21 protein-coding genes are annotated in these 20,558 nt (G+C 38.8%); 19 read left to right on the plus strand and 2 right to left on the minus strand.

The annotated features are described in order from the left end of the window. The first annotated feature begins 8 nt into the window (after positions 1-8). From sufD to MHH40_RS14325, 7 genes are all read left to right on the plus strand, one after another. A complete protein-coding gene (sufD, locus tag MHH40_RS14295; protein WP_050944088.1) occupies positions 9-1,322 on the plus strand; it encodes a Fe-S cluster assembly protein SufD in 1,314 nt (437 codons plus the stop codon). Then, positions 1,322-2,542: a cysteine desulfurase gene (locus tag MHH40_RS14300; RefSeq protein ID WP_339160459.1), complete on the plus strand. Its 1,221-nt coding sequence runs from the start codon at positions 1,322-1,324 to the stop codon at positions 2,540-2,542. The genes sufD and MHH40_RS14300 overlap by 1 nt, the downstream gene beginning before the upstream one ends. Continuing rightward, positions 2,532-2,978: a Fe-S cluster assembly sulfur transfer protein SufU gene (gene sufU / locus MHH40_RS14305; RefSeq protein WP_003212941.1), complete on the plus strand. Its 447-nt coding sequence runs from the start codon at positions 2,532-2,534 to the stop codon at positions 2,976-2,978. Before MHH40_RS14300 ends, sufU begins: the two co-directional genes overlap by 11 nt. Before the next feature lie 17 nt (positions 2,979-2,995). Next, positions 2,996-4,393, plus strand: coding sequence for a Fe-S cluster assembly protein SufB (gene sufB, locus MHH40_RS14310; protein ID WP_003213112.1), 1,398 nt, complete (start codon positions 2,996-2,998; stop codon positions 4,391-4,393). Between the two features lie 322 nt (positions 4,394-4,715). Beyond that, entirely contained in the window at positions 4,716-5,504 is a 789-nt protein-coding gene (locus tag MHH40_RS14315) for an SAR2788 family putative toxin (RefSeq protein WP_162531760.1), read from the plus strand. Between the two features lie 35 nt (positions 5,505-5,539). Then, positions 5,540-6,142: a DUF3885 domain-containing protein gene (locus MHH40_RS14320; protein ID WP_050944086.1), complete on the plus strand. Its 603-nt coding sequence runs from the start codon at positions 5,540-5,542 to the stop codon at positions 6,140-6,142. Between the two features lie 151 nt (positions 6,143-6,293). Then, positions 6,294-6,989 (plus strand): S8 family peptidase, encoded by a 696-nt coding sequence (locus tag MHH40_RS14325; protein WP_267885142.1) that lies wholly within the window; start codon positions 6,294-6,296, stop codon positions 6,987-6,989. Positions 6,990-7,375: 386 nt separating this feature from the next. Here the strand turns inward: MHH40_RS14325 and MHH40_RS14330 are convergent, their stop codons facing one another. Then, positions 7,376-8,026: an FMN-dependent NADH-azoreductase gene (locus tag MHH40_RS14330; RefSeq protein WP_050944084.1), complete on the minus strand. Its 651-nt coding sequence runs from the start codon at positions 8,024-8,026 to the stop codon at positions 7,376-7,378. An 83-nt stretch (positions 8,027-8,109) separates the two neighbouring features. Between MHH40_RS14330 and MHH40_RS14335 the strand changes: the two genes are divergently transcribed. Continuing rightward, a complete protein-coding gene (locus MHH40_RS14335) occupies positions 8,110-9,042 on the plus strand; it encodes a helix-turn-helix transcriptional regulator (RefSeq protein ID WP_050944083.1) in 933 nt (310 codons plus the stop codon). 76 nt (positions 9,043-9,118) lie between these two features. Here MHH40_RS14335 and MHH40_RS14340 read toward each other — a convergent pair whose 3' ends face one another. Next, positions 9,119-10,318 carry a DUF418 domain-containing protein gene (locus MHH40_RS14340; protein ID WP_050944082.1) on the minus strand — a complete coding sequence of 400 codons (1,200 nt, stop codon included), beginning with the start codon at positions 10,316-10,318 and terminating at the stop codon, positions 9,119-9,121. A gap of 252 nt (positions 10,319-10,570) precedes the next feature. Between MHH40_RS14340 and MHH40_RS14345 the strand changes: the two genes are divergently transcribed. From MHH40_RS14345 to MHH40_RS14395, 11 genes are all read left to right on the plus strand, one after another. Next, on the plus strand, positions 10,571-11,266 hold the full coding sequence (locus MHH40_RS14345) for a response regulator transcription factor (RefSeq protein ID WP_050944081.1): 696 nt from the start codon (positions 10,571-10,573) through the stop codon (positions 11,264-11,266). Further along, positions 11,253-12,560, plus strand: a complete 1,308-nt coding sequence (locus MHH40_RS14350) for a HAMP domain-containing sensor histidine kinase (RefSeq protein WP_212045518.1) — start codon at positions 11,253-11,255, stop codon at positions 12,558-12,560. The genes MHH40_RS14345 and MHH40_RS14350 overlap by 14 nt, the downstream gene beginning before the upstream one ends. A gap of 37 nt (positions 12,561-12,597) precedes the next feature. Next, on the plus strand, positions 12,598-13,026 hold the full coding sequence (psiE, locus tag MHH40_RS14355) for a phosphate-starvation-inducible protein PsiE (RefSeq protein ID WP_003212694.1): 429 nt from the start codon (positions 12,598-12,600) through the stop codon (positions 13,024-13,026). A gap of 229 nt (positions 13,027-13,255) precedes the next feature. Further along, positions 13,256-13,801, plus strand: a complete 546-nt coding sequence (locus tag MHH40_RS14360) for a PadR family transcriptional regulator (protein ID WP_284907316.1) — start codon at positions 13,256-13,258, stop codon at positions 13,799-13,801. Next, positions 13,794-14,540 (plus strand): transporter, encoded by a 747-nt coding sequence (locus tag MHH40_RS14365; protein ID WP_251191394.1) that lies wholly within the window; start codon positions 13,794-13,796, stop codon positions 14,538-14,540. The genes MHH40_RS14360 and MHH40_RS14365 overlap by 8 nt, the downstream gene beginning before the upstream one ends. Positions 14,541-15,115: 575 nt before the next feature. Next, positions 15,116-16,024, plus strand: a complete 909-nt coding sequence (locus tag MHH40_RS14370) for an alpha/beta fold hydrolase (protein WP_340901250.1) — start codon at positions 15,116-15,118, stop codon at positions 16,022-16,024. A gap of 139 nt (positions 16,025-16,163) precedes the next feature. Beyond that, entirely contained in the window at positions 16,164-17,117 is a 954-nt protein-coding gene (locus tag MHH40_RS14375) for an ABC transporter substrate-binding protein (RefSeq protein ID WP_003213260.1), read from the plus strand. A 70-nt stretch (positions 17,118-17,187) separates the two neighbouring features. Continuing rightward, positions 17,188-18,204 carry a FecCD family ABC transporter permease gene (locus MHH40_RS14380; protein WP_003213394.1) on the plus strand — a complete coding sequence of 339 codons (1,017 nt, stop codon included), beginning with the start codon at positions 17,188-17,190 and terminating at the stop codon, positions 18,202-18,204. Then, positions 18,197-19,234: a FecCD family ABC transporter permease gene (locus tag MHH40_RS14385; protein ID WP_003212627.1), complete on the plus strand. Its 1,038-nt coding sequence runs from the start codon at positions 18,197-18,199 to the stop codon at positions 19,232-19,234. Before MHH40_RS14380 ends, MHH40_RS14385 begins: the two co-directional genes overlap by 8 nt. A gap of 21 nt (positions 19,235-19,255) precedes the next feature. Then, positions 19,256-19,975 (plus strand): IucA/IucC family C-terminal-domain containing protein, encoded by a 720-nt coding sequence (locus MHH40_RS14390; RefSeq protein ID WP_050944076.1) that lies wholly within the window; start codon positions 19,256-19,258, stop codon positions 19,973-19,975. 111 nt (positions 19,976-20,086) lie between these two features. Continuing rightward, positions 20,087-20,545 carry a hypothetical protein gene (locus MHH40_RS14395; protein WP_003212829.1) on the plus strand — a complete coding sequence of 153 codons (459 nt, stop codon included), beginning with the start codon at positions 20,087-20,089 and terminating at the stop codon, positions 20,543-20,545. Positions 20,546-20,558: the final 13 nt, after the last annotated feature.

Raw genomic sequence — 20,558 nt, forward strand, 5'->3', positions numbered from 1 at the left:
GATTATTGATGACATTAGAAACGAAATTATCAGTAGATCAAGATTATGTCAAAAGCTTCTCCGAGAAGCATCAGGAACCGGCATGGATGAGTTCCCTTCGCTTACAGGCTCTTGAAAAAGCAGAAGACCTTCCAATGCCAAAGCCTGACAAAACGAATATTTCTAAATGGAATTTAACCAATTTCAAACAGCATACAGTCGAAAGTGCGCCATTTGGATCATTAGAAGAGCTTCCTGAAGAAGTGAAATCTCTCATTGATTTAGAGGACACGGATAAGACAGTCTACATTCAGCGTGATCAAACGCCAGCATACTTGTCTCTTTCAACGGAAGCGAAAGACAAAGGCGTGATCTTCACTGATCTTCATACAGCGCTTCGCGAACATGGTGATCTAGTGAAGAAATACTTCATGACGGATGCAGTGAAAGTAGATGAGCATAAACTAACAGCTTTACATGCAGCTTTAGTCAATGGCGGAGCTTTCCTCTATGTACCAAAAAATGTAGAACTTGAAGCGCCAATTCAAGCCGTCTACCTGCATGAAAATGACGACACGACTTTGTTCAACCATGTCATCGTCGTAGCAGACGATCATAGTGCAGTGACATATGTAGAAAACTACATTAGTACAGCAAAACCTGAAGAAGCAATCTTCAATATCGTGTCCGAAGTGTTCACGGGAGCTAATGCCCGCGTCACATACGGCGCAGTAGATAACCTTTCAGAAGGTGTCACAGTCTATGTGAACAGACGCGGTATGGCAAATGGCCGTGACAGTAAAATCGAATGGGCGCTTGGCCTTATGAATGATGGAGACGTCGTGTCTGAAAACATCACAAAGCTTATGGGCGACGGGACATTCGGTGATACAAAATCAGTTGTTGTCGGCCGCGGGAATCAAACGGAAAACTTTACAACAAGCATCATCCACTTCGGTAAAAACTCTGAAGGGTATATCTTGAAGCATGGTGTGATGAAGGATCAAGCATCCTCTATCTTTAACGGAATTGGTAAAATCGAGCATGGCGCAACGAAGTCAAATGCCGAGCAGGAATCACGTGTTCTCATGCTGAGTGAAAAAGCACGCGGTGATGCAAACCCAATTCTATTAATTGATGAAGATGATGTAACAGCAGGGCATGCTGCTTCTGTTGGACGTGTCGATCCAATTCAACTCTATTACCTCATGAGCCGCGGGATTTCCAAAGAAGATGCAGAAAGACTTGTGATTTATGGCTTCTTAAATCCAGTCGTCAAAGAACTGCCGATTGAAGGAGTTAAAAAGCAGCTCGTTTCTGTGATTGAAAGGAAAGTAAAATAATGAATATCAAAGACGTTCGTGAGCAATTTCCAATCCTTCATCAGCAAGTGAACGGACATGATTTGGTGTATTTGGACAGTGCAGCGACTTCTCAAAAACCAAGAGTGGTCATTGATGCAATGAATGAGTATTACCGGTCTTACAACTCGAACGTCCACCGGGGTGTTCATACCCTTGGCACAAAAGCAACGGACGCATACGAGGGTGCGAGAGAGAAAGTTCGTGCATTCATCCGTGCTTCATCTGTCCAAGAAATTATTTTTACTAGAGGTACAACAACTGCACTAAACACAGTGGCGATCAGCTATGCTAGAGCAAACCTCAAAGAAGGCGATGAGATTGTCATTTCGCACATGGAGCACCATGCGAATATCATCCCTTGGCAGCAAGCAGCAAAAGCAACTGGCGCCACATTGAAATACATTCCGTTACAGGAAGACGGCACGCTATCGCTTGAAGATGTAAACCAAACGATCACACATCAAACGAAAATCGTCGCTGTCACACATGTCTCAAACGTATTAGGAACCATCAACCCGATTAAAGAAATCGCCAAAATTGCCCACGATCATGGGGCAATCATTGTCGTCGATGGTGCACAAAGCACGCCGCATATGCAAATTGATGTTCAGGATCTAGATTGTGACTTTTTCGCATTCTCCGGGCATAAAATGTGTGGACCGACTGGCATCGGTGTGCTTTACGGGAAGAAGGACCTTTTGAATAATATGGAGCCTGCTGAGTTTGGCGGTGAAATGATCGACTTTGTGGATCTGTATGATTCTACTTGGAAAGAGCTCCCGTGGAAATTTGAAGCGGGTACACCGATTATTGCCGGAGCAGTTGGACTAGGAAAAGCGATTGATTTCTTAAATGACATTGGTATGGAGGAAGTCAGCCGTTACGAGCATCAGCTTGCCACTTATGCGCTTGAGCGCTTCAAGGAGCTTGAAGGTGCGACTGTTTATGGACCGCAGCACCGAGCTGGGCTTGTGACGTTTAATTTAGATGACGTCCATCCGCATGATGCGTCGACTGTTCTGGATACGGAAGGTGTCGCCATTCGTGCTGGACATCACTGTGCACAGCCGCTCATGAAATGGCTTGGTGTATCAGCGACTGCAAGAGCAAGCTTCTATCTGTACAATACAGAAGAAGAGATTGACAAACTCATTGCAGCGCTCCGTAAGACAAAGGAGTATTTTACGAATGTCTTTTAATGTAAACTTAGACACACTGTATAGACAAGTGATTATGGATCATTATAAAAATCCGAGAAACAAAGGTGTGTTAAACGACAGCATTGTCGTCGATATGAACAACCCAACGTGTGGTGACCGCATTCGTCTCACGATGAAAATCGAAGACGAAAAAGTCATGGATGCGAAATTTGAAGGAGAAGGATGCTCCATTTCGATGGCATCTGCCTCTATGATGACGCAGGCGATTAAAGGGAAAGATATTGAAACAGCTTTGAAAATGTCTCAGATTTTCTCCGATATGATGCTAGGAAAAGAATACGACGATTCCATTGATCTTGGTGACATTGAGGCGCTGCAGGGAGTGGCAAAATTCCCTGCCCGCATCAAATGTGCAACATTATCCTGGAAGGCGCTTGAAAAAGGCGCATCTGCCGAAGATAACGGCAAATCATAAGATTGGAGTGAAAATGGATGGCTAAAAAAATGCCAGATGTTGGTGAATATAAATACGGCTTTTCTGATAAAGACGTTTCCATTTTCCGTTCAGAGCGCGGATTGACAAAAGAGATCGTTGAAGAAATTTCTCGTATGAAAGAAGAGCCTCAGTGGATGCTCGACTTTCGTTTGAAATCTCTTGAGCTCTTTTACAACATGCCGATGCCACAATGGGGCGGAGATTTAAATGCATTAAACTTTGATGAAATTACGTACTACGTAAAGCCATCAGAGCGCTCTGAGCGTTCTTGGGATGAAGTACCAGAAGAAATCAAAGAAACCTTTGATAAGCTTGGTATCCCTGAAGCAGAGCAAAAGTACTTAGCAGGTGTATCTGCTCAGTATGAATCTGAAGTTGTGTATCACAACATGAAGCAAGACCTTGAAGATCTAGGCATTGTGTTTAAAGATACAGACAGCGCATTAAAAGAGAACGAAGACATCTTCCGTGAGCACTGGGCAAAAGTCATTCCTCCGACTGACAACAAATTTGCTGCGCTTAACTCGGCTGTATGGTCTGGTGGTTCATTTATCTACGTACCGAAGGGTGTCAAAGTAGATACACCACTTCAAGCATACTTCCGTATCAACTCTGAAAACATGGGTCAGTTCGAGCGTACACTCATCATCGTTGATGAAGGCGCACATGTGCATTACGTAGAAGGCTGTACAGCACCAGTTTACACAACAAACTCACTTCACAGTGCGGTTGTTGAAATTGTCGTGAAAAAAGGCGGCTACTGCCGTTACACAACGATTCAAAACTGGGCAAACAACGTCTTCAACCTTGTCACAAAACGTACAGTATGTGAAGAGAATGCGACAATGGAATGGATTGATGGAAACATCGGTTCTAAGCTGACAATGAAATACCCAGCGGTCATCCTAAAAGGTGAGGGCGCTCGTGGTATGACATTAAGTATTGCCCTAGCAGGTAAAGGTCAGCACCAAGATGCAGGTGCAAAAATGATTCACCTTGCACCAAACACATCTTCAACGATCGTATCGAAATCGATTTCCAAACAAGGCGGTAAAGTCACATACCGCGGAATCGTTCACTTCGGACGTAAAGCAGAGGGTGCACGCTCAAACATCGAGTGTGACACACTCATCATGGATAACAAATCAACATCTGATACGATTCCTTACAATGAAATCTTAAACGACAACATTTCATTAGAGCACGAAGCGAAGGTATCAAAAGTATCAGAAGAGCAGCTATTCTACTTGATGAGCCGCGGAATTTCTGAAGAAGAAGCAACAGAAATGATCGTCATGGGCTTCATCGAGCCATTCACAAAAGAACTACCAATGGAATACGCCGTTGAAATGAACCGTTTGATTAAGTTTGAAATGGAAGGTTCTATTGGTTAATATAGAGGATTGAAAATGATTGATATAAGAGGTTGATGAAGCGTGCCGAATTTGTGCCGATCAAGATGACCTTTTAGTGTAGGAGACGAACTTTTTAAGTTCGTCTTTTTCTATTTCATTGGTTCTGAAAATAAGAAAATTCAATTTCAAAGTATTAGGATGGTTTGCAAGGTACCATACACTTAAGAGTGATATAGTTACAAAAGTTATTGCATTACAATATAATCACTTATTTTACTTTCTTGCGATAAAAATGTTGCTTTTTTCCTGCGTTTATTGGTAATATAAATTTTTGTATTAAATAAACTTTGGAGGTTTTAACATGTTTAGTAAGATTTTGAGCTTTGTTCTTGTTTTTACAATTGTATTTACGACTATTGCACCATCATTTGCTTCAGCTAAAAATAGTGAGAGCACAGTTGAGGAGATAAATGTAATTGATACTAGTTTATTAGAGCAACTTGAAGATAAAGAAATAATTGAATTAGAAGAAAATTTGGCAATAACAGAATACTTTAATGATGAAGTTAGTCATATTTCTACGAAGATTGATGAAGAAGACTTACAGGCAGATACTGTATTATCTACTGATCTTGAATCAGGGGAAATGTTTTTTGAAGGCCAAATTGCTGATAATAATGAATTGATTGATGCGAATTTTCAAGTGTACTTGGATTATATGGATGGAGAAGATTTTGGTGGTTATTTAGTAGATTTAAATACTAATGAAAAATATGAATTCGATACTAGATTAGCAGATGCATCTGCTGTGCCTTTAGTAATTATTGCTGTACAAATTGTTAGATTTGGTGTTCAATGGGCTATAAAGAAGTATGGTAAAAAGGTTGTCACTAACGCTCTTAACTCTTCAGCAAGACTAGCTACAAAAAATGTAAAAAAATCTTTATTGAATGATACTGGAGTTAAGATTTCTCTTTTCACTAAGAAGGTTAAAGGTAAACAAGAGTGGAAAGATCCTAAATCTGGTTGGTCCATTTCAAGAGATCTTGGGAAAGGGAATTCTCATGGAGGAAGTTACTACAAATTAATGAATAAATCCGGAGAGCGTATAGCTACACTAAATAAAAGTGGTCATATATTAAGAAAATAAAAATTGTACATAAAAGAACGAAAGGAGAATGAGATATGGTTCACCTAGATTATTTACAAAGTGAATTCAATATTGATTTAATGAATGATTCCTTTAACGAGTTACCTCTAAGCCTTCATATTCAACTCGAAAAAGAAATGTATCAGTTTAATGATCAAGGCAATTTGAATCCTCAATATTTTAATAAGGTTTATAATGTTGCAATAAGTATATTTGATGAACTTTTTGGGGAGAACGATTTATTGTTCGTCGTCACAATTGTTCGAAGCGAGCATTCATTACGGAGGCCGATAGGAGTATATAGTAAGTATTCAAAAAAAATTAATAAATATAGACTCAATGTAAAAAATTCTAAAGATGAGAATGGAAAAGTAATTCAGTATTCTTTAGAAACAAAAAAACAGCATATAGAGTACAAGAAAATAATCAAGGCAATATGTAATCAAGATTTTAAAAGTATGGCTCCAAGGTTCAATGACAAATATAGTAGTTATCCTGAAATATTCTTTATAAATAAAGATTTTATTTATCATATTTATGATGACAGAGGGGCATTCTTATTATTTAAGGATGAGAGAAAGTATGAAAAATTTAAAACAAAGTATAGTACTTTAATGGTAGGAGAAGATTATAATTAAAAGAAACTCTCTTATTGTTAGTTTCCTCTCACTATTAATAATTCATCTTGTTGGCTGCTCTGCTGACGAAAATAACTCTAGGGAAAACAAAGAAATCGTTACATGGGGTCATGAATATATAGGAATTGCTAATAAAGAAACAGGCAAAAAGATAAAAGTTGCAGTGATAGATAGTGGAATTTTTTCAGAACATGAAGACCTTGAAGGAAAAGTTGTTGAAAGTTTTAACGCTATAAACGCTACAGATAATATAGTAGATGATTATGGCCATGGTACAAACATCGCAGGCATTCTAACTGCAAACCAAAATTCAATTGGAATGATCGGTGTGAGTCAAGACATTGAACTATTTGATGTAAAGGTACTAAATTCTGAGGGTAAAGGAGAAATTGATGATATTTTACGAGGATTAATGTGGGCTTATGAAAAAGAAGTAGATATTATTAATATTAGCTTTGGTTTTTCAAAAAGTTATATTGAACTCGAAGAGACTATTAACACCTTAACATCAGAGGGGATTATAGTAATTGCTTCAGCTGGAAATAGATTGGGGCAAGAAGTAGACTTTCCCGCAAAATACCCAAATGTAATTTCAGTAGGTTCTATGAATGAAACAGGAGAAGTCGATGTTTTGAGTTCGTCAGGTAAAATAGATGTTTTTGGTCCAGGAACTAATATTTACACTACCAATAAAGATGGAACTTATGAAACAGTACGAGGGACTTCTTTTGCAACAGCCTTTATAACCGGAGCAGTAGCTAAAGGAATGTTAAATGAAAAGATTGAGCGATCAAAAAACTCTTTTGATGAAAGCTTATCTTATCTAGAAGAGACCGGGCTTAAATAAAACCGAATACAGACTGACATAGGTTAATTTTTAACTTTTGATTACGTACATTCTACCTTTTAAAGTGAAATAATAATACTCTTTATTTCTAACCAATTTCGTTTCCACAATCCTTCCAGTGCATATTTAAGTATTTGAAATAGATGTAATACTTTAATATATCTATGCTACTCAAAATCCTGGTTAATTTACGGTGTACTGATTGAATTATATACATTTTGAAAGCTTGTATACAAAAATCGCCCCTAGGATTCCAGATAGTTTTGATACACTCTAAAATCCTAGATTAATTAAGTTCGAAATGGAAGGTTCAATCGGTTAATAATAAAAGACCAAAAACGTGATATTAAACGTTTTTGGTCTTTTTGTTTTTGAAAAAACAAATCTTACATCCCGCTAGGCGAGTAAAACGCATCAAAGGCTTTAGACAAATCGTCAGCTGCAGATGACAAGATCGTTTCTTCTTCTAAAATCGCTGTTCCTTGTGCTCGGACAATATGAAATTGTTGAAAGCCCATCAAGTTTTGGAATATTTCTTTTAGGTAATCATGTGAAAATTCCAAAGGTGTATATCGATCGTTATTTGTGAAAATTGAGCCACTTGCTTGAAGCAAAAGTACACGATAATCGTCAGTCATCAGACCAACTGAACCATCTTCTGTATATTTAAATGTTTCTCTAGCAATAAAGATATTATCTATATAATCTTTCATACGTGAAGTCACATTAAAATTATGAACAGGTGATACAATGACGATTCGATGATGTGCTTTGAATTGAGCCAATAAAGCAGATGAAGCAGCAGCGATTTTTTCTTCGGTAGCTGTTAATGTTTGTTCAGATGCTTGCTTATCCCAAATACGTAGCAGCTGGTCTTTTTCGATACGAGGAATTTCAGTTCCATATAAATGTAAAATTGTTGGTTCGTCATGAGGAAATCTTTCTTTAAACTGTTCTAAAAATAGTGTTTGCAGTTTGTTTGAATAACTTTCTCGATGAGTGAATTCAGGGTGCGCATTAATGATTAATGTTTGCATATACATGCTCCTTTTCTTTTGATAAACTGAGTATAAAATATAAAGATGACAAAACATGTCACCTTTTTTAAAAGGAAATTCAAATGAAAAAATCAGAACGATTAAACCAAGAGCTTATTTTTTTAAGTGATAAATACTCATTTCAGTTAAAGGATTTAGAAACCGAATTTGGCATATCGAAACGTACGGCTTTGAGAGATATGGAAGAGCTAGAGTCCATGGGTTTAGCTTTTTATGTTGAACCTGGCAGACATGGAGGATATCGACTGGTGAAACAATCTCCAATGGTCCCTATTTATTTCAATACCGATGAAGTTCAAGCTATTTTTTTCGCGCTTAAAGCGCTAGACCTGGTGTCAGCAACACCATTTAAAAAGTCTTACTCACAAATTCGGCAAAAGCTGTTTGCCACAATGTCTGATGAGAGAAAACGAATGATCACGGAGACTTTGGATGTGATTCATTACTATAATGTCGCACCAGTTAGTGAACAAAATCATTTGGAATTGATTTTACAGGCGATGATGGAAGATCAAATCGTGAAGATGACGTACACTCAATATGAAAATAAAAGGATCAGGCTGCAATTTCTTGAGTTGTTTTATCGAAATGGGATTTGGTTCACCAAAGCATATGATGTTCAAAATAAAAAGTGGGCCATCTATAGATGTGATTTTATGAAGGACTTGATCATTGAAGAAGAAGGCAGAGGCACCTTTACGAAGGAAGAATTAAAAGCAATGCAGGTCGAGTACGAAAAAACTTATCATGATATCTCATTTAAATGTCGATTAACGGAACAAGGAAAAGAAAAGTTTTTGAAGAATCATTACCCGAATATGAGATTGGAGATCATTGATGATACTCCATATATTATGGGTGGGTACAACCAAGAAGAATTATCGTATATGACTCACTATTTGATCTCATTTGGGAAGCATGTGAAAATTGAATACCCAGATGAATTAAAAGAGAGTTATTTGACTCAATTACAAGAAATGATTGAGCAGTATTGAAAGTGAACGGATTGTCTCTGAATCACAAACTTAACATATTAAAAAAGGCGAACTGTAGCCATTCGCCTTTTTTCTTTTACTTCGCCGCATGAAATGTATTGGTTTTCGATCTGTCATTGACCTTCCCATACGTCAGCTGACGCCAAATAAATTCCATCGGTCCATACTTAAACCGCTTTAACCAAAACGTACTGAAAAGCACAAGGAAGACATACACGCCAATAGCCATGAAGAACGTACCAGCCGGCTGAAGATGATCGACAAGCCCCGCTCCATATTTTAGAAATAGCATGGTTCCAATGATCGAGTGAAGCAAATAACAGGTCAGGGACATCCGTCCGACTTTGGTAAAGACCATCAAAGCACCTCGCAGCTGAGGAACGTGCAGAAACAGCATCGCAAGTGTACTCATATAGAACATACTGCCAGTTAATCCCCCGTTTTGTTCCAGAGCAGTGGCCATGTTCACCCAGAGTGTATGTTCAAAAGGATTGACCGCTGCTATAATCGTACTGCTTTGTGTGATGAGAAAAGCGATGGTACAAATGATCCAAATGCGATTCCAAATCGTTTTTTTCGCTTCCATGTTTTTGAAAAACGCCATTTTCACAAAATAAACACCAAGCAAAAACATGAAGAACATGGAATAGACGATTGAAAATGAGCTGGAAGCCATCGTCACCATATCTGTCCATCGGTCACCAATAGATGCTAAATAAGTCAGACTGTTGTGGCTGGTCAAATCAAAATCGGCAAAGTCCGGCTTGCCCGATGAGCCTGTACTGATGGTATGAAGCAGCATTGTGAAAAAGGGTGTGAGCAATTGAATCATAAAGAGTGTGATCAGCCAGTATCGGATGGTTTTGGCTGTACGTTTGTAAAAGAAAAGCAATAAAAAGCCAGCGACTGCATAATACGCTAAAATATCACCAATCCAAACAAAGGTGACATGCAGAAGGCCAAACCCTAAGAGAATGGTTAATCTGCGGGCAAACAGCTTGTTCGGACTGTCCACCTTCTGAGCAGCGCGGTCCATAAAAATCATAAAACCAACCCCGAATAGGAAGGAGAACAACGTAATAAATTTCCCTGAGGCGAACCAATTCACCAAGTTGTGAAAGACATTATTTGCTTCCATATCGAACCCCTTCGCCGAATCCACGATCAAAAAGTAATTCACCAGAATAATTCCCATTAAGGCAAATCCCCGTACGATGTCTAAGAAATGAACCCGATCCTTCAAACTCATCGCGTGTTCTACTTTGTTTGCATTCATATCCATGCTCCTTTTCTTGTTATGATAAATGTCATTCGGATCAATCCATCGATCCTTACAATGAATCAATATACGTCCCAATTCTTAACAATTTATGAAGATCCAATTTTTTGAAAATAAATGTGACAAATTGATGGAAGATGGTCAAATTCATAAACTGTTAAGATTTCTGCTGTATCTTTTCACATAGCTAGATGATATATAGTAAAGACATAAAAGAAAGTACATCACGTATCATGAGGTGAGAGAAACATGACGCATCGAATATTAGTCGTAGAAGATGATCAGGATATTGGAGACCTTTTGCAGGAATCCCTTACACGTGCTGGATATGAGGTGCAAAGAGCGATGAATGGCGAGCAAGCATTGAAGTTTGCGGACGATTCGCTCGATTTGGTGATTTTGGATGTGATGATGCCAGGCATATCAGGCATCGAAACGTGCCGGCAAATGAGAGCCTCTTCTAACGTCCCGATTCTATTTCTAACAGCTAAATCAAGTACATTCGATAAAACCGAAGGCTTACTTGCCGGCGGGGATGATTATATGACAAAACCCTTTTCACAAGAGGAGCTTCATGCTAGAGTCATTGCACAATTACGCAGGTACACCGTCTATCAGGAAAAGAAGGAACAGGAAGAAACGTTTCTTGTTGGGGGCAAGCTAAGAGTGAGCGAAGAATTTAATGAAGTGTGGAAAGAAAATCAACAAATCAAGCTATCTGATTTAGAATACCGTATGTTGAAGCTGCTCATGAGCAGGCGAAACAAAATCTTTTCAGCCCAAAATATTTATGAGAGTGTATGGGGACAGCCTTATTTCTATTGTTCCAACAATACGGTGATGGTGCATATTCGAAAGCTGCGTGCCAAAATTGAAGATGATCCTGCACGTCCTGTATATATCAAAACAGAATGGGGAAGAGGATACCGATTTGGCACATCGTAAATATACACTAGCCAAAAAGCTAGCACTATTGATTTTGACAGCTACAGTCGTGAGTGGACTTGTCTTTTTGATGCTGCAAAAGATCACCGATGACCTCATTGACGGATATTTGAGTTCGGACGAGTATTACGAGGCGGAGTCAGCCAGATATATTCAAAAATTCAGCCGCTATGTGTCTGAGAATGAGCTGTCTTCTACAGATCGACAAGCGTTTGGTGAGTGGGTGAAAAAAGAGAATTACATTAATTTGACCATCTTCAAGGATGAAGTGCTGCAATATGACTCCATCTATTCGTCTGCTGATGAATCGGCGTATGGAAAAGAAAAGGTGACCCAGTACGCTGAGCATCATTCGTATCCAGTTCAGTTTAGCGATGGTGAAGGCCGGGTTATGGTGGATGGTTTCTATTCGTCTCGTTACCACGATCTCGCCTTTACACTCGAGCTGCTTGGGGCGACACTTATTTTTCTCCTCATTGTTCTGCTTGGCATTCGCAAAAGTTTACGCTACCTGCAAACGATTCACCAAGACATTCATATTCTTGAAGGCGGCGAGCTGGACTATGAGATGACGGTGAAAGGGCATGATGAATTAGCGATGATTGCCAAAAGTATTGAGGATCTTCGTAAAGCTTTTCTGGACAAGCTCCAAGCCATTGACGAGCTACAAGAAGAGAGTCGCAGCTTGGTTACTGAAATGTCACACGATATGAGAACACCGCTGACATCGCTGATGATGAATTTAGAGTTTGCGAAAAAAGAGGAGGCTGGAGCGGATACCCGTAAAGATCAATATATAACAAGTGCTTATGAAAAAGCACTGCAATTGAAAAATCTGTCTGATAATCTGTTTGCCTATTTTCTACTTGATAAAGAACATGAACCTGAGCTTGAGACCGTTGCAGTCAAAGAGGTCATTTACGATCTCTTATCAGATCAGGTGACGATCTTGCAGCAAGAGACATTCAAGGTTCATCTTTTAGGAGAGCTGCCAGACAGCTATATCAACGTGAATGTTGAGGAGCTTGGCCGAGTGTTTGATAATCTGATGTCGAACATACTGAAATACGCCGATCCGAAAAAAGACATCAATCTCACGTTTCTATCCGATCAAGAAATCTTTGAGATCCATGTCAGCAATGCGATAAAAGAGACAAATGACACGCAGGAAAGCACTCGACTTGGTGAACGAAGCATTAAACGAATGATGTCCCGCATGCACGGACAGTTTGAAAAGATGGAAAAAAGCGGTGTTTACTACATCGTGCTGCGATTCTGGCACATCAAAATATAGATGACAAATGAATAACATGGAATGGAGAGACAATCTAATGAAACGATTCAACAACTTCCAAAAGGTACCCGATCTCTTGCAAGGTCTTCTGAATATCTGTCTATTCTTTCTAGCCCTTGCTTTAAGCGTCCTCTTAATTAGTGAAACTTGGTATATTGTCCAATTTGTCTACAAGAATGTGGTCAACAAAGGAGAAAGCTATTATGAAATGCTTGGTGAGCTGCTGATCTTCTTTATGTACTTTGAGTTTATTGCCTTAATTATTAAGTACTTTAAATCAAATTTTCATTTTCCGCTTCGCTATTTTATTTATATTGGCATCACAGCCGTCATCCGTTTGATTATCATCGATCATAAAGAGGCTGTGTCGACCTTCTGGTGGGCGCTGACCATTCTAGCCATGACCGTTGCACTCTTTATTGCCAGTAAACGACATGCTGTTCAGGAGCATGAAGAAGTGAAGTGAGGGAAGTGAGGGAAGAAGACGAACGGTTGCCGTTCGTCTTTTTTTTGTTTGATCGAGGTGGCTCACTCATCGTATTGCACACCTCTATAAACATCACGCTAACGCTTGCTTACAGGATTTTTTGAGAGCTCTGAAAAAGTGCTTAGCATGAAAGAAAATTTAAATCTAATCTTGAAATAATACTCAATGTTGAGTATTGTGTAAATAGATATTGAATAGGAGGAATCTGATGACGGACTTATATATATTAGGATTAATATCGATGAAACCGATGTCAGGGTATGATGTTGAGCAGAATTTAAAAAATACAATGGTCGATAGATGGGGAGGAATTCTAGTTGGCTCAATCTATTATGCGCTAAATAAATTAGAAAAAGGAAACTATATAAAAGTTTGTGAAACTAGGACGGTAGGGAAAAAGAGTACTAAAATTTATAAAATTACAGAACTTGGAAAAGAACACAAGAAAGAATGTGTGATGAAATGTCTTGTAGAATCTCAAAATACTTATCCAACTCAACTTTTTGCTGGACTAATGTTTGCTGACGAAATTGAAAAACAAGAAGCTGTTAAATCATTAAATATTCAAATTGAAGCGCAAAAAAGACATTTAGCAGAAATAGAAAAGGGTGAAGAAGAAAAAGAGAAACAAATGAATCTACCTCCTTTAACAAGACTAACGTTTGATTACATTTATGAAATGGAAGAAATGAAAATGAAGTATCTTTATGAAGCTATTCATTTAATTAAGACGAGGGAGTTAACCGATGAATAAAATCGATCATATTGTTATCAATGTTGATGAGAAATATCAAAAAGACAAAAAAATGATAGATATGATACAACAAAATGGTTTTCCGTATGCACCTAAAAAAGGTAAAAGAACAAAAGGCTTTAAAATAAGCAATCTTTGGATTGGAAAGGAGTATCTTGAATTAGTGAATATAACACAGAAGGATGGCGGTGGCTGGAAAAAAGATTGGACAGAGTTGTATAATCGAGGCACAAGAGGAGCAATATGCTTAATGATTGATGTATCAGATATTGATTATTTACATCAATCGCTTTTAGACAAAGCATTTGATGTACAAACGCCAGAAAGAATCGAATATAAATTATTTGGACTACTTAAAATTTCATCACGATGGAGAAACATGTACTTACCTTATTTTGAAAAAGAGGCCTTTCAAATTGGATTTCAGCAATTAGATAACGAAGATATTTCTGAAAAATTTCAAAAGAAAATGATCCCCAATAGTATCAGTCATAAGATAATGGGGATGACAAAAATGATCATCAATGGCAAGTGGACTGAATTAGACTACAATATGATTGAGAATACCTTTCGTAATACTCAAAAAGAAGGCAATGCATTAAAAATAAAACTTAATAATGGAAGCGATATAATTTTTGTTAAAAACAATGATTTTTCCCTTTACGTAGAAATGGATAATCACAGTTTTCAATCTAAGTCTATAACAAAAATAGAAAATGTATATTTAGTAAACAATTAGATTCAATACATATAGATAATCATAAAAAAATGATTGTTTTTCTGAAATTCATCAGCATATGGCTTATTGTTGTGACCGCCGGGTGAAATGAACATCATTAACTGGAAAAAAGCATGTCATCATATCTAGTAAAAAAGTATCTCTTTCTGCTCAGCGGTCACAATAATATGTATAAAGAGAATGGTGATATTTTTCTTTATTAAAATGCTAAAAAGTCATAGTGGGTAATAATAAATTCATTACTTGCTACTTAAAAGTTGGTATACAATAGGACAATAAATAAGAACGATATCAATGGATTTGTTCATGAAGAATTATCGTTAAATGCGGATTTAGAAATTGATGCTGAAAATTAAAAAAGCTTTATAGAAATATTGTCATTGCACTGCCCAAAAAAGCATGAAAAGCTATGAAATAAATTACGTCTTTCCTATACCCGAAGCATAAAAAGCGTTAAAACAAATTGTTGCCATTATTCAAAACAAGACCTTTCCTTTGCGGGATATTACTTAATAGAATGTAGTCATGAGAATGGCCAGTATCGCTTGCCATTCTCGTTTGAAGGAGCGAAAAAATTGACAGACACGAAGACAGAACCATTTTCATTTACAAGTATGCAGCAGGCAGCTCCTGTTCATATTCCAGAAAGACAATTCATGCCATCACACGACGGCACAAGCCTTGCGTATTATCCGTTTTTAGCAGAAAAAAAGAACGTGGCAAATGTCATCTTGATCCATGGTGGAGGCGCTCACAGCCTAGCTGGTTACGAGCATATCGCCTATACGCTGCAACATGATTTTCATGTGAATCCGTTTTTAATCGATTTAAGAGGTCACGGCTATTCTGATGGAAAAAAGGGTGATACACCTAGTGTCACAGATGTGTGGCACGATATTTCGCAGTTTGTGAATATGGTCAAACAGCAGCATAAAGGAGCTGTTTATCTTTGCGGGCATTCATCTGGAGCGGGATTACTGCTAAACTACCTATCTTGGCCGAAAAAAAGAGAAGTAGACGGTTACTTTTTTATTGCCCCTGAATTTGGCTATAAATCAGGCACTGCGAGCCCTAATCAAATCCCTTTTGCAACCGTTCAAGTATGGAAATTCGTTCTGTCTGCCATGACAAAAGGATTGCTGATGAGTCATTCTGAAGCCGTTCGTTTTCACTATCCAATATGGGCAGTCGAGCAGGATCCGCTTTTGTTGACAGCCATCACCGTCAATCTGTCACTTGCTTTAACCCCGTCTGCACCTAAAAAACAATTTGCGATGATGGATCGGCCATATGCGATGTTAGTAGGCAGCGAGGATGAGCTGTATGATATAGAAAAATTTTTTGCCTATCATGAACTGCCAAATGAAGAGATCAAGCAACACTCAGTCTATGAAGTGATGGATGGACATACCCATTTGTCGGTGTTACTCGAAGCGGGAAAATGGATTGGAAGGACCATCCAAATGTGGAATCGTTCTATTTAGTATGAGCAACTAGTCAACACTCTCCCTTTTTCTTAAAAATTTACATTGACACCATCCTTTTCTATGATAAAATCATAGTGTGATAATGAGAATCGTTATCAAACGATATGACTACATATAGAATGGATAGGTGAGGTACATGTTCAAAAAATCTTTTTGGTCGCTATTAGTTGTGCTCTCCATCGTTTTACTTGCAGCTTGCGGCAGCAATAGCAGTGAAGGCAAGTCAAACAGTAAAGAAAAAGCAAGAACCGTTGAAAGCGCTATCGGTTCAACTGAAATTAAAGGATCGCCTAAACGTGTGGTGACGCTGTACCAAGGAGCAACAGATGCAGCAGTCGCGATGGGCATTAAACCAGTGGGTGTTGTAGAATCTTGGCTTGAAGCACCTACGTATAAATATTTAAGAGATGATTTAAAGGATGTCAAAATTGTTGGACAGGAAATACAGCCAAACTTAGAGGAAATTGAAAAGCTTAACCCAGATTTGATCATTGCATCAAAAGTCCGCCATGAGCAAATTTTTGATCAGCTGAAAGAAATCGCTCCAACTGTTGCAACAGAAACAGTGTTCACATTTAAAGATACAGTAAAATTAATGGGTGAAGCGTTAAACCAGCAAGACAAGTCAAAAGAATTGCTAACGAAGTGGGATGACCGCGTCGCTGACTTCAAAGAAAAAGCGAAAAAAGACATCAAAAACTGGCCAATGAGTGTGTCTGTAGTGAACTTCCGTGCAGATCATGCTAGAATCTATCAAACTGGATTCGCAGGGTCCATTTTAACAGAGCTAGGCTTTGAAGGACCTAAGAATGTCAAAGATAAAAAGCAAGACATCATTACACTGACAGACAAAGAGAGCATTCCGCAAATGGATGCAGATGTGATCTATTACTTCATGGATGATCAGGATAAAGCCGTTGAAAAAGCATATAAAGAGTGGACGAGTCATCCTTTATGGAAGCAGCTTGACGCAGTGAAAGCGAAACAAGTGCATAAAGTGGATGAAATCACTTGGAACATGGGCGGCGGTATTATCGCTGCAAACATGATGCTTGATGATATTGATGATCGTCTCGGAATTGATAAATAAGGATAACAGAGGAGAAAATGTGAAAAACCATTTTCTCCTTTTTCCATAACAGATTGAAAGCGGGAATCAGATGAGAAGTTTATTAAAAAAGGATTCGAGCAAGGCGCTGCTGTTTGCTGGATTCGTCGTATTGATGGTGGTCTTTTTTATACTCAGCATTTCTCTTGGGCAAACCTCGATTTCCCTCAAAGCCACCATCCATGCGTTTCTTCATTTTGATGAATCGGATCCAAACAGTGTCATTGTCATGACATCCAGATTATCAAGAGCTTTAATTGCAACAGTTGTTGGATCAAGTCTAGCGATTTCAGGTGCACTGATGCAGGCATTAACGAGAAATCCGCTTGCAGCGCCAGATTTGTTAGGAATTAATGCAGGTGGACTATTTTTTATCGTCATTTCAATTGTTTTCTTTTCAACAGAGTCATTAACAGGCTATATGTGGACAGCCTTTCTAGGTGCGGCAATTGCAGGGATGCTCGTTTTTCTCTTGGGCTCTATTGGAAGAGATGGATTGACACCGGTCAAAATTGTCCTTGCAGGTGCGGCGATATCTGCACTGTTTGCGTCCTTTACACAAGGTCTTTTAATCGTGAATGAACAGTCGATTCAAAGCATCCTGTTTTGGATGGCGGGTTCAGTTTCTGGAAGAAGCATTGATATGCTGCTGCCTGTTTTGCCTTATATTTTAGGTGCGACAGTTGTGGCGCTGCTTCTTGGACGCTCCATCAATGTCCTTTTGTCAGGAGATGATATTGCGAAGGGACTTGGTCAACGTACGCTGGCGCTGAAAATCACGATGGGAGTTCTCGTCGTCTTTTTAGCGGGTGGTTCCGTCGCTGTCGCAGGATCGATTGGATTTGTTGGTTTTCTAGTGCCGCATATTGTGAAAAAGCTTGTCGGACCTGACCACCGCTGGGTACTGCCGTATTGTGCCGTAGTGGGGGCGTCGCTTTTACTTGTCGCAGACCTTGCGGCTCGTTTTCTGATCATGCCGCAGGAAGTACCGATTGGTGTCATGACGGCGGTAGCAGGAGCGCCTCTATTTGTTTATCTCGTGCGCAAGGGGTTGAAGACAGGTGGCTAAAACATATACAGTGCGTTCAAAGGGCGGGCGCATTTCATTTCAATTTTCAAAGCGGACGTTTTTGATTTTACTTTTATTGACGGCCATTGCTTTTGGGTTGTTTATTCTCAGTCTCTGTATGGGCAGCCGATTTATTTCGCCTGTGGATGTGCTTCTTCATATAATCGGTCAGGGAGAGGGAAATACCTTTGTGCTCAATACACTGAGGATTCCAAGAACATTGCTGGCTGTCTTAGTGGGAGCCGCACTTGCGGTATCAGGGCTTATTTTGCAAGGGTTAATTCGCAATCCGCTTGCATCGCCTGACATCATCGGGATTACGAGTGGTGCTTCGTTCGGTGCGATTATGTTTATTGTTTTTTGGATGGGCACTGTGCCTATTGCGTATCAATCGTTATGGGCGATTGCAGGTGCGTTTGCTGTCTCGTGTCTGATTTATTTGCTTTCATGGAAAAAAGGGGTCAAGCCGATCACACTTGTCCTAATGGGCATTGGGATTTCTGCCATTATGAAGGCGTGTGTGACGTTTACTCTTGTTCTTAGTGATACGATGACAACGACAAAATCATATATTTGGCTGACAGGCAGTTTATATGGTTCTACGATGAAGGACGTCACGTCGATGCTTCCTTGGATCATGATCATTTTACCGATTGTCATGGTGTTAGCAAGAACGATGAATGTGAAGGAGCTTGGAGATGATCTTGCAACAGGTCTCGGGGTAAAAGTGCAGGCAAAACGGTTATTCTTTCTGCTGATGAGTGTGACATTGGCAGGGATTGCTGTTGCCTTTGCTGGCGGTATTGAATTTGTTGGACTGATGGCGCCGCATGTTGCACGGATGATCATCGGCCGTTCCTTCATTGCGCTGGTCCCGGCATCTGCGCTTGTTGGAAGTATTCTCGTGATGCTCGCAGATTTAGTCGCTAGAACGGCTTTTCTACCGTTAGATGTACCAGCAGGTGTATTCACAGCTGCAATTGGGGCACCGTTCTTTATTTATTTGTTATACCAGCAGAGAAATCGATAAACGAAAGATGGAGGTTTTGATATGAGGCCAGAGTGGGTTGAGAGAGAATTACTTGATTTCGGGGTACACATCACAAATGGACCAATGACATCTGATCGCACACTTGCTGCGCTTTTTTCAGAAGCATCTGTCCTGCGTTTATTAGAGGCTGAAAAGGAAGCTATGCATGCACCGAATGTGGCGGTAGCAGCGTCGATGTTTTCAAAGCGTTATGCCTACTTAGCGGTCAGTTCCTCTTTGTACATGATGACGCTGTATGACGGTGTTTATCAGTTTCCACCAGAGGCATGTGTCTTTAGAGAGGATCGGAAAATCGAAATTGATGAGTCATTGTGTTCGTTTGTTCCATTAGAAGGAGATCGGAATGAATGGAGAGAGCAGGCTGTGCATGCGCTGTTTACGGAGTGTGTCACACCTCTTTTAGATGTAATGAAGCGTACGTCAAGACTTCCGTATACCATTTTGTGGGAGAATATAGCAGTTCGCATCAATTCTCTTTATCGCAGCATGATGCGAGAGGCTGAAGACCCTGCGGTGAAGCAGCGCGTGCGGGAGGATTATCTGTATCTGAAGCAAGCAGCTGGTGATGTATTTGGAGCAAAACAAAATCCATTTCATCACAGCTTAAACTTAGATGACAGTTTACTAGAAACATCCAACCGAAAGACTTGCTGTATGTATTATAAGCTCGAGAAAAAATCTGAGAGTCTCGATTATTGTCTTGTCTGTCCGCTAAAATAAAAAAACACCTTATACTGAAGGTGTTTTTTTATTGGTTTAAATAGTTAGGTGTAAAATTAAATAAAGTTTTTTTGTTATTTCATCATCTCATATTTTATGGAAGGAACTCATATGAAAAAAATTATAATATGTATCATTTTTATGATGACAATCATCGTGGGCTTGTTTTTTATTCAACCACTTAAAAACCAAATTTCTTTTCTTACAGTAAAAAATACAAATCTGACTGAATTAAAGGTAGGACATTTGAAGTTGGGATTGAAAAAGGAAAAAAGCAGTGAAAATGAATGGATGAAAACTTCAAATTCAAATTATTTTAAAGTGAATAGAAGAAAAGAAATAGTGGCAATTTCTTTAGAAAATAATCAAAGTAATATAAACAACACAATAAATATTCATTCAACTAAGAAAGATATATATGATTATTTTGGTGAAAATACATACGGTAGAGACGATGACCAAGGATATAACATAATAGGTTATAAGGATTCGGAGCATGATATCAAAATAGAATTTTTCTACTTAGATAAAAATTTAGAGAGAATAATCATTAGTGAATTTAAGGAATAACGGAATATCCAGA

The organism is Bacillus sp. FSL K6-2431, from assembly GCF_038005165.1.
Taxonomy (GTDB): Bacteria; Bacillota; Bacilli; order Bacillales; family Bacillaceae; genus Bacillus; species Bacillus pumilus.

Bases quoted from the DNA above. Each gene is read 5' to 3' on its own strand.
- MHH40_RS14320 (WP_050944086.1), top strand. From the start codon at position 5,540: ATGGTTCACCTAGATTATTTACAAAGTGAATTCAATATTGATTTAATG.
- sufB (WP_003213112.1), top strand. From the start codon at position 2,996: ATGGCTAAAAAAATGCCAGATGTTGGTGAATATAAATACGGCTTTTCT.
- sufD (WP_050944088.1), top strand. From the start codon at position 9: ATGACATTAGAAACGAAATTATCAGTAGATCAAGATTATGTCAAAAGC.
- MHH40_RS14315 (WP_162531760.1), top strand. From the start codon at position 4,716: ATGTTTAGTAAGATTTTGAGCTTTGTTCTTGTTTTTACAATTGTATTT.
- MHH40_RS14330 (WP_050944084.1), bottom strand. From the start codon at position 8,026: ATGCAAACATTAATCATTAATGCGCACCCTGAATTCACTCATCGAGAA.
- psiE (WP_003212694.1), top strand. From the start codon at position 12,598: ATGAAACGATTCAACAACTTCCAAAAGGTACCCGATCTCTTGCAAGGT.
- MHH40_RS14345 (WP_050944081.1), top strand. From the start codon at position 10,571: ATGACGCATCGAATATTAGTCGTAGAAGATGATCAGGATATTGGAGAC.
- MHH40_RS14375 (WP_003213260.1), top strand. From the start codon at position 16,164: ATGTTCAAAAAATCTTTTTGGTCGCTATTAGTTGTGCTCTCCATCGTT.
- MHH40_RS14360 (WP_284907316.1), top strand. From the start codon at position 13,256: ATGACGGACTTATATATATTAGGATTAATATCGATGAAACCGATGTCA.
- MHH40_RS14340 (WP_050944082.1), bottom strand. From the start codon at position 10,318: ATGAATGCAAACAAAGTAGAACACGCGATGAGTTTGAAGGATCGGGTT.
- MHH40_RS14395 (WP_003212829.1), top strand. From the start codon at position 20,087: ATGAAAAAAATTATAATATGTATCATTTTTATGATGACAATCATCGTG.
- MHH40_RS14365 (WP_251191394.1), top strand. From the start codon at position 13,794: ATGAATAAAATCGATCATATTGTTATCAATGTTGATGAGAAATATCAA.
- MHH40_RS14335 (WP_050944083.1), top strand. From the start codon at position 8,110: ATGAAAAAATCAGAACGATTAAACCAAGAGCTTATTTTTTTAAGTGAT.
- MHH40_RS14380 (WP_003213394.1), top strand. From the start codon at position 17,188: ATGAGAAGTTTATTAAAAAAGGATTCGAGCAAGGCGCTGCTGTTTGCT.
- MHH40_RS14390 (WP_050944076.1), top strand. From the start codon at position 19,256: ATGAGGCCAGAGTGGGTTGAGAGAGAATTACTTGATTTCGGGGTACAC.
- sufU (WP_003212941.1), top strand. From the start codon at position 2,532: ATGTCTTTTAATGTAAACTTAGACACACTGTATAGACAAGTGATTATG.
- MHH40_RS14300 (WP_339160459.1), top strand. From the start codon at position 1,322: ATGAATATCAAAGACGTTCGTGAGCAATTTCCAATCCTTCATCAGCAA.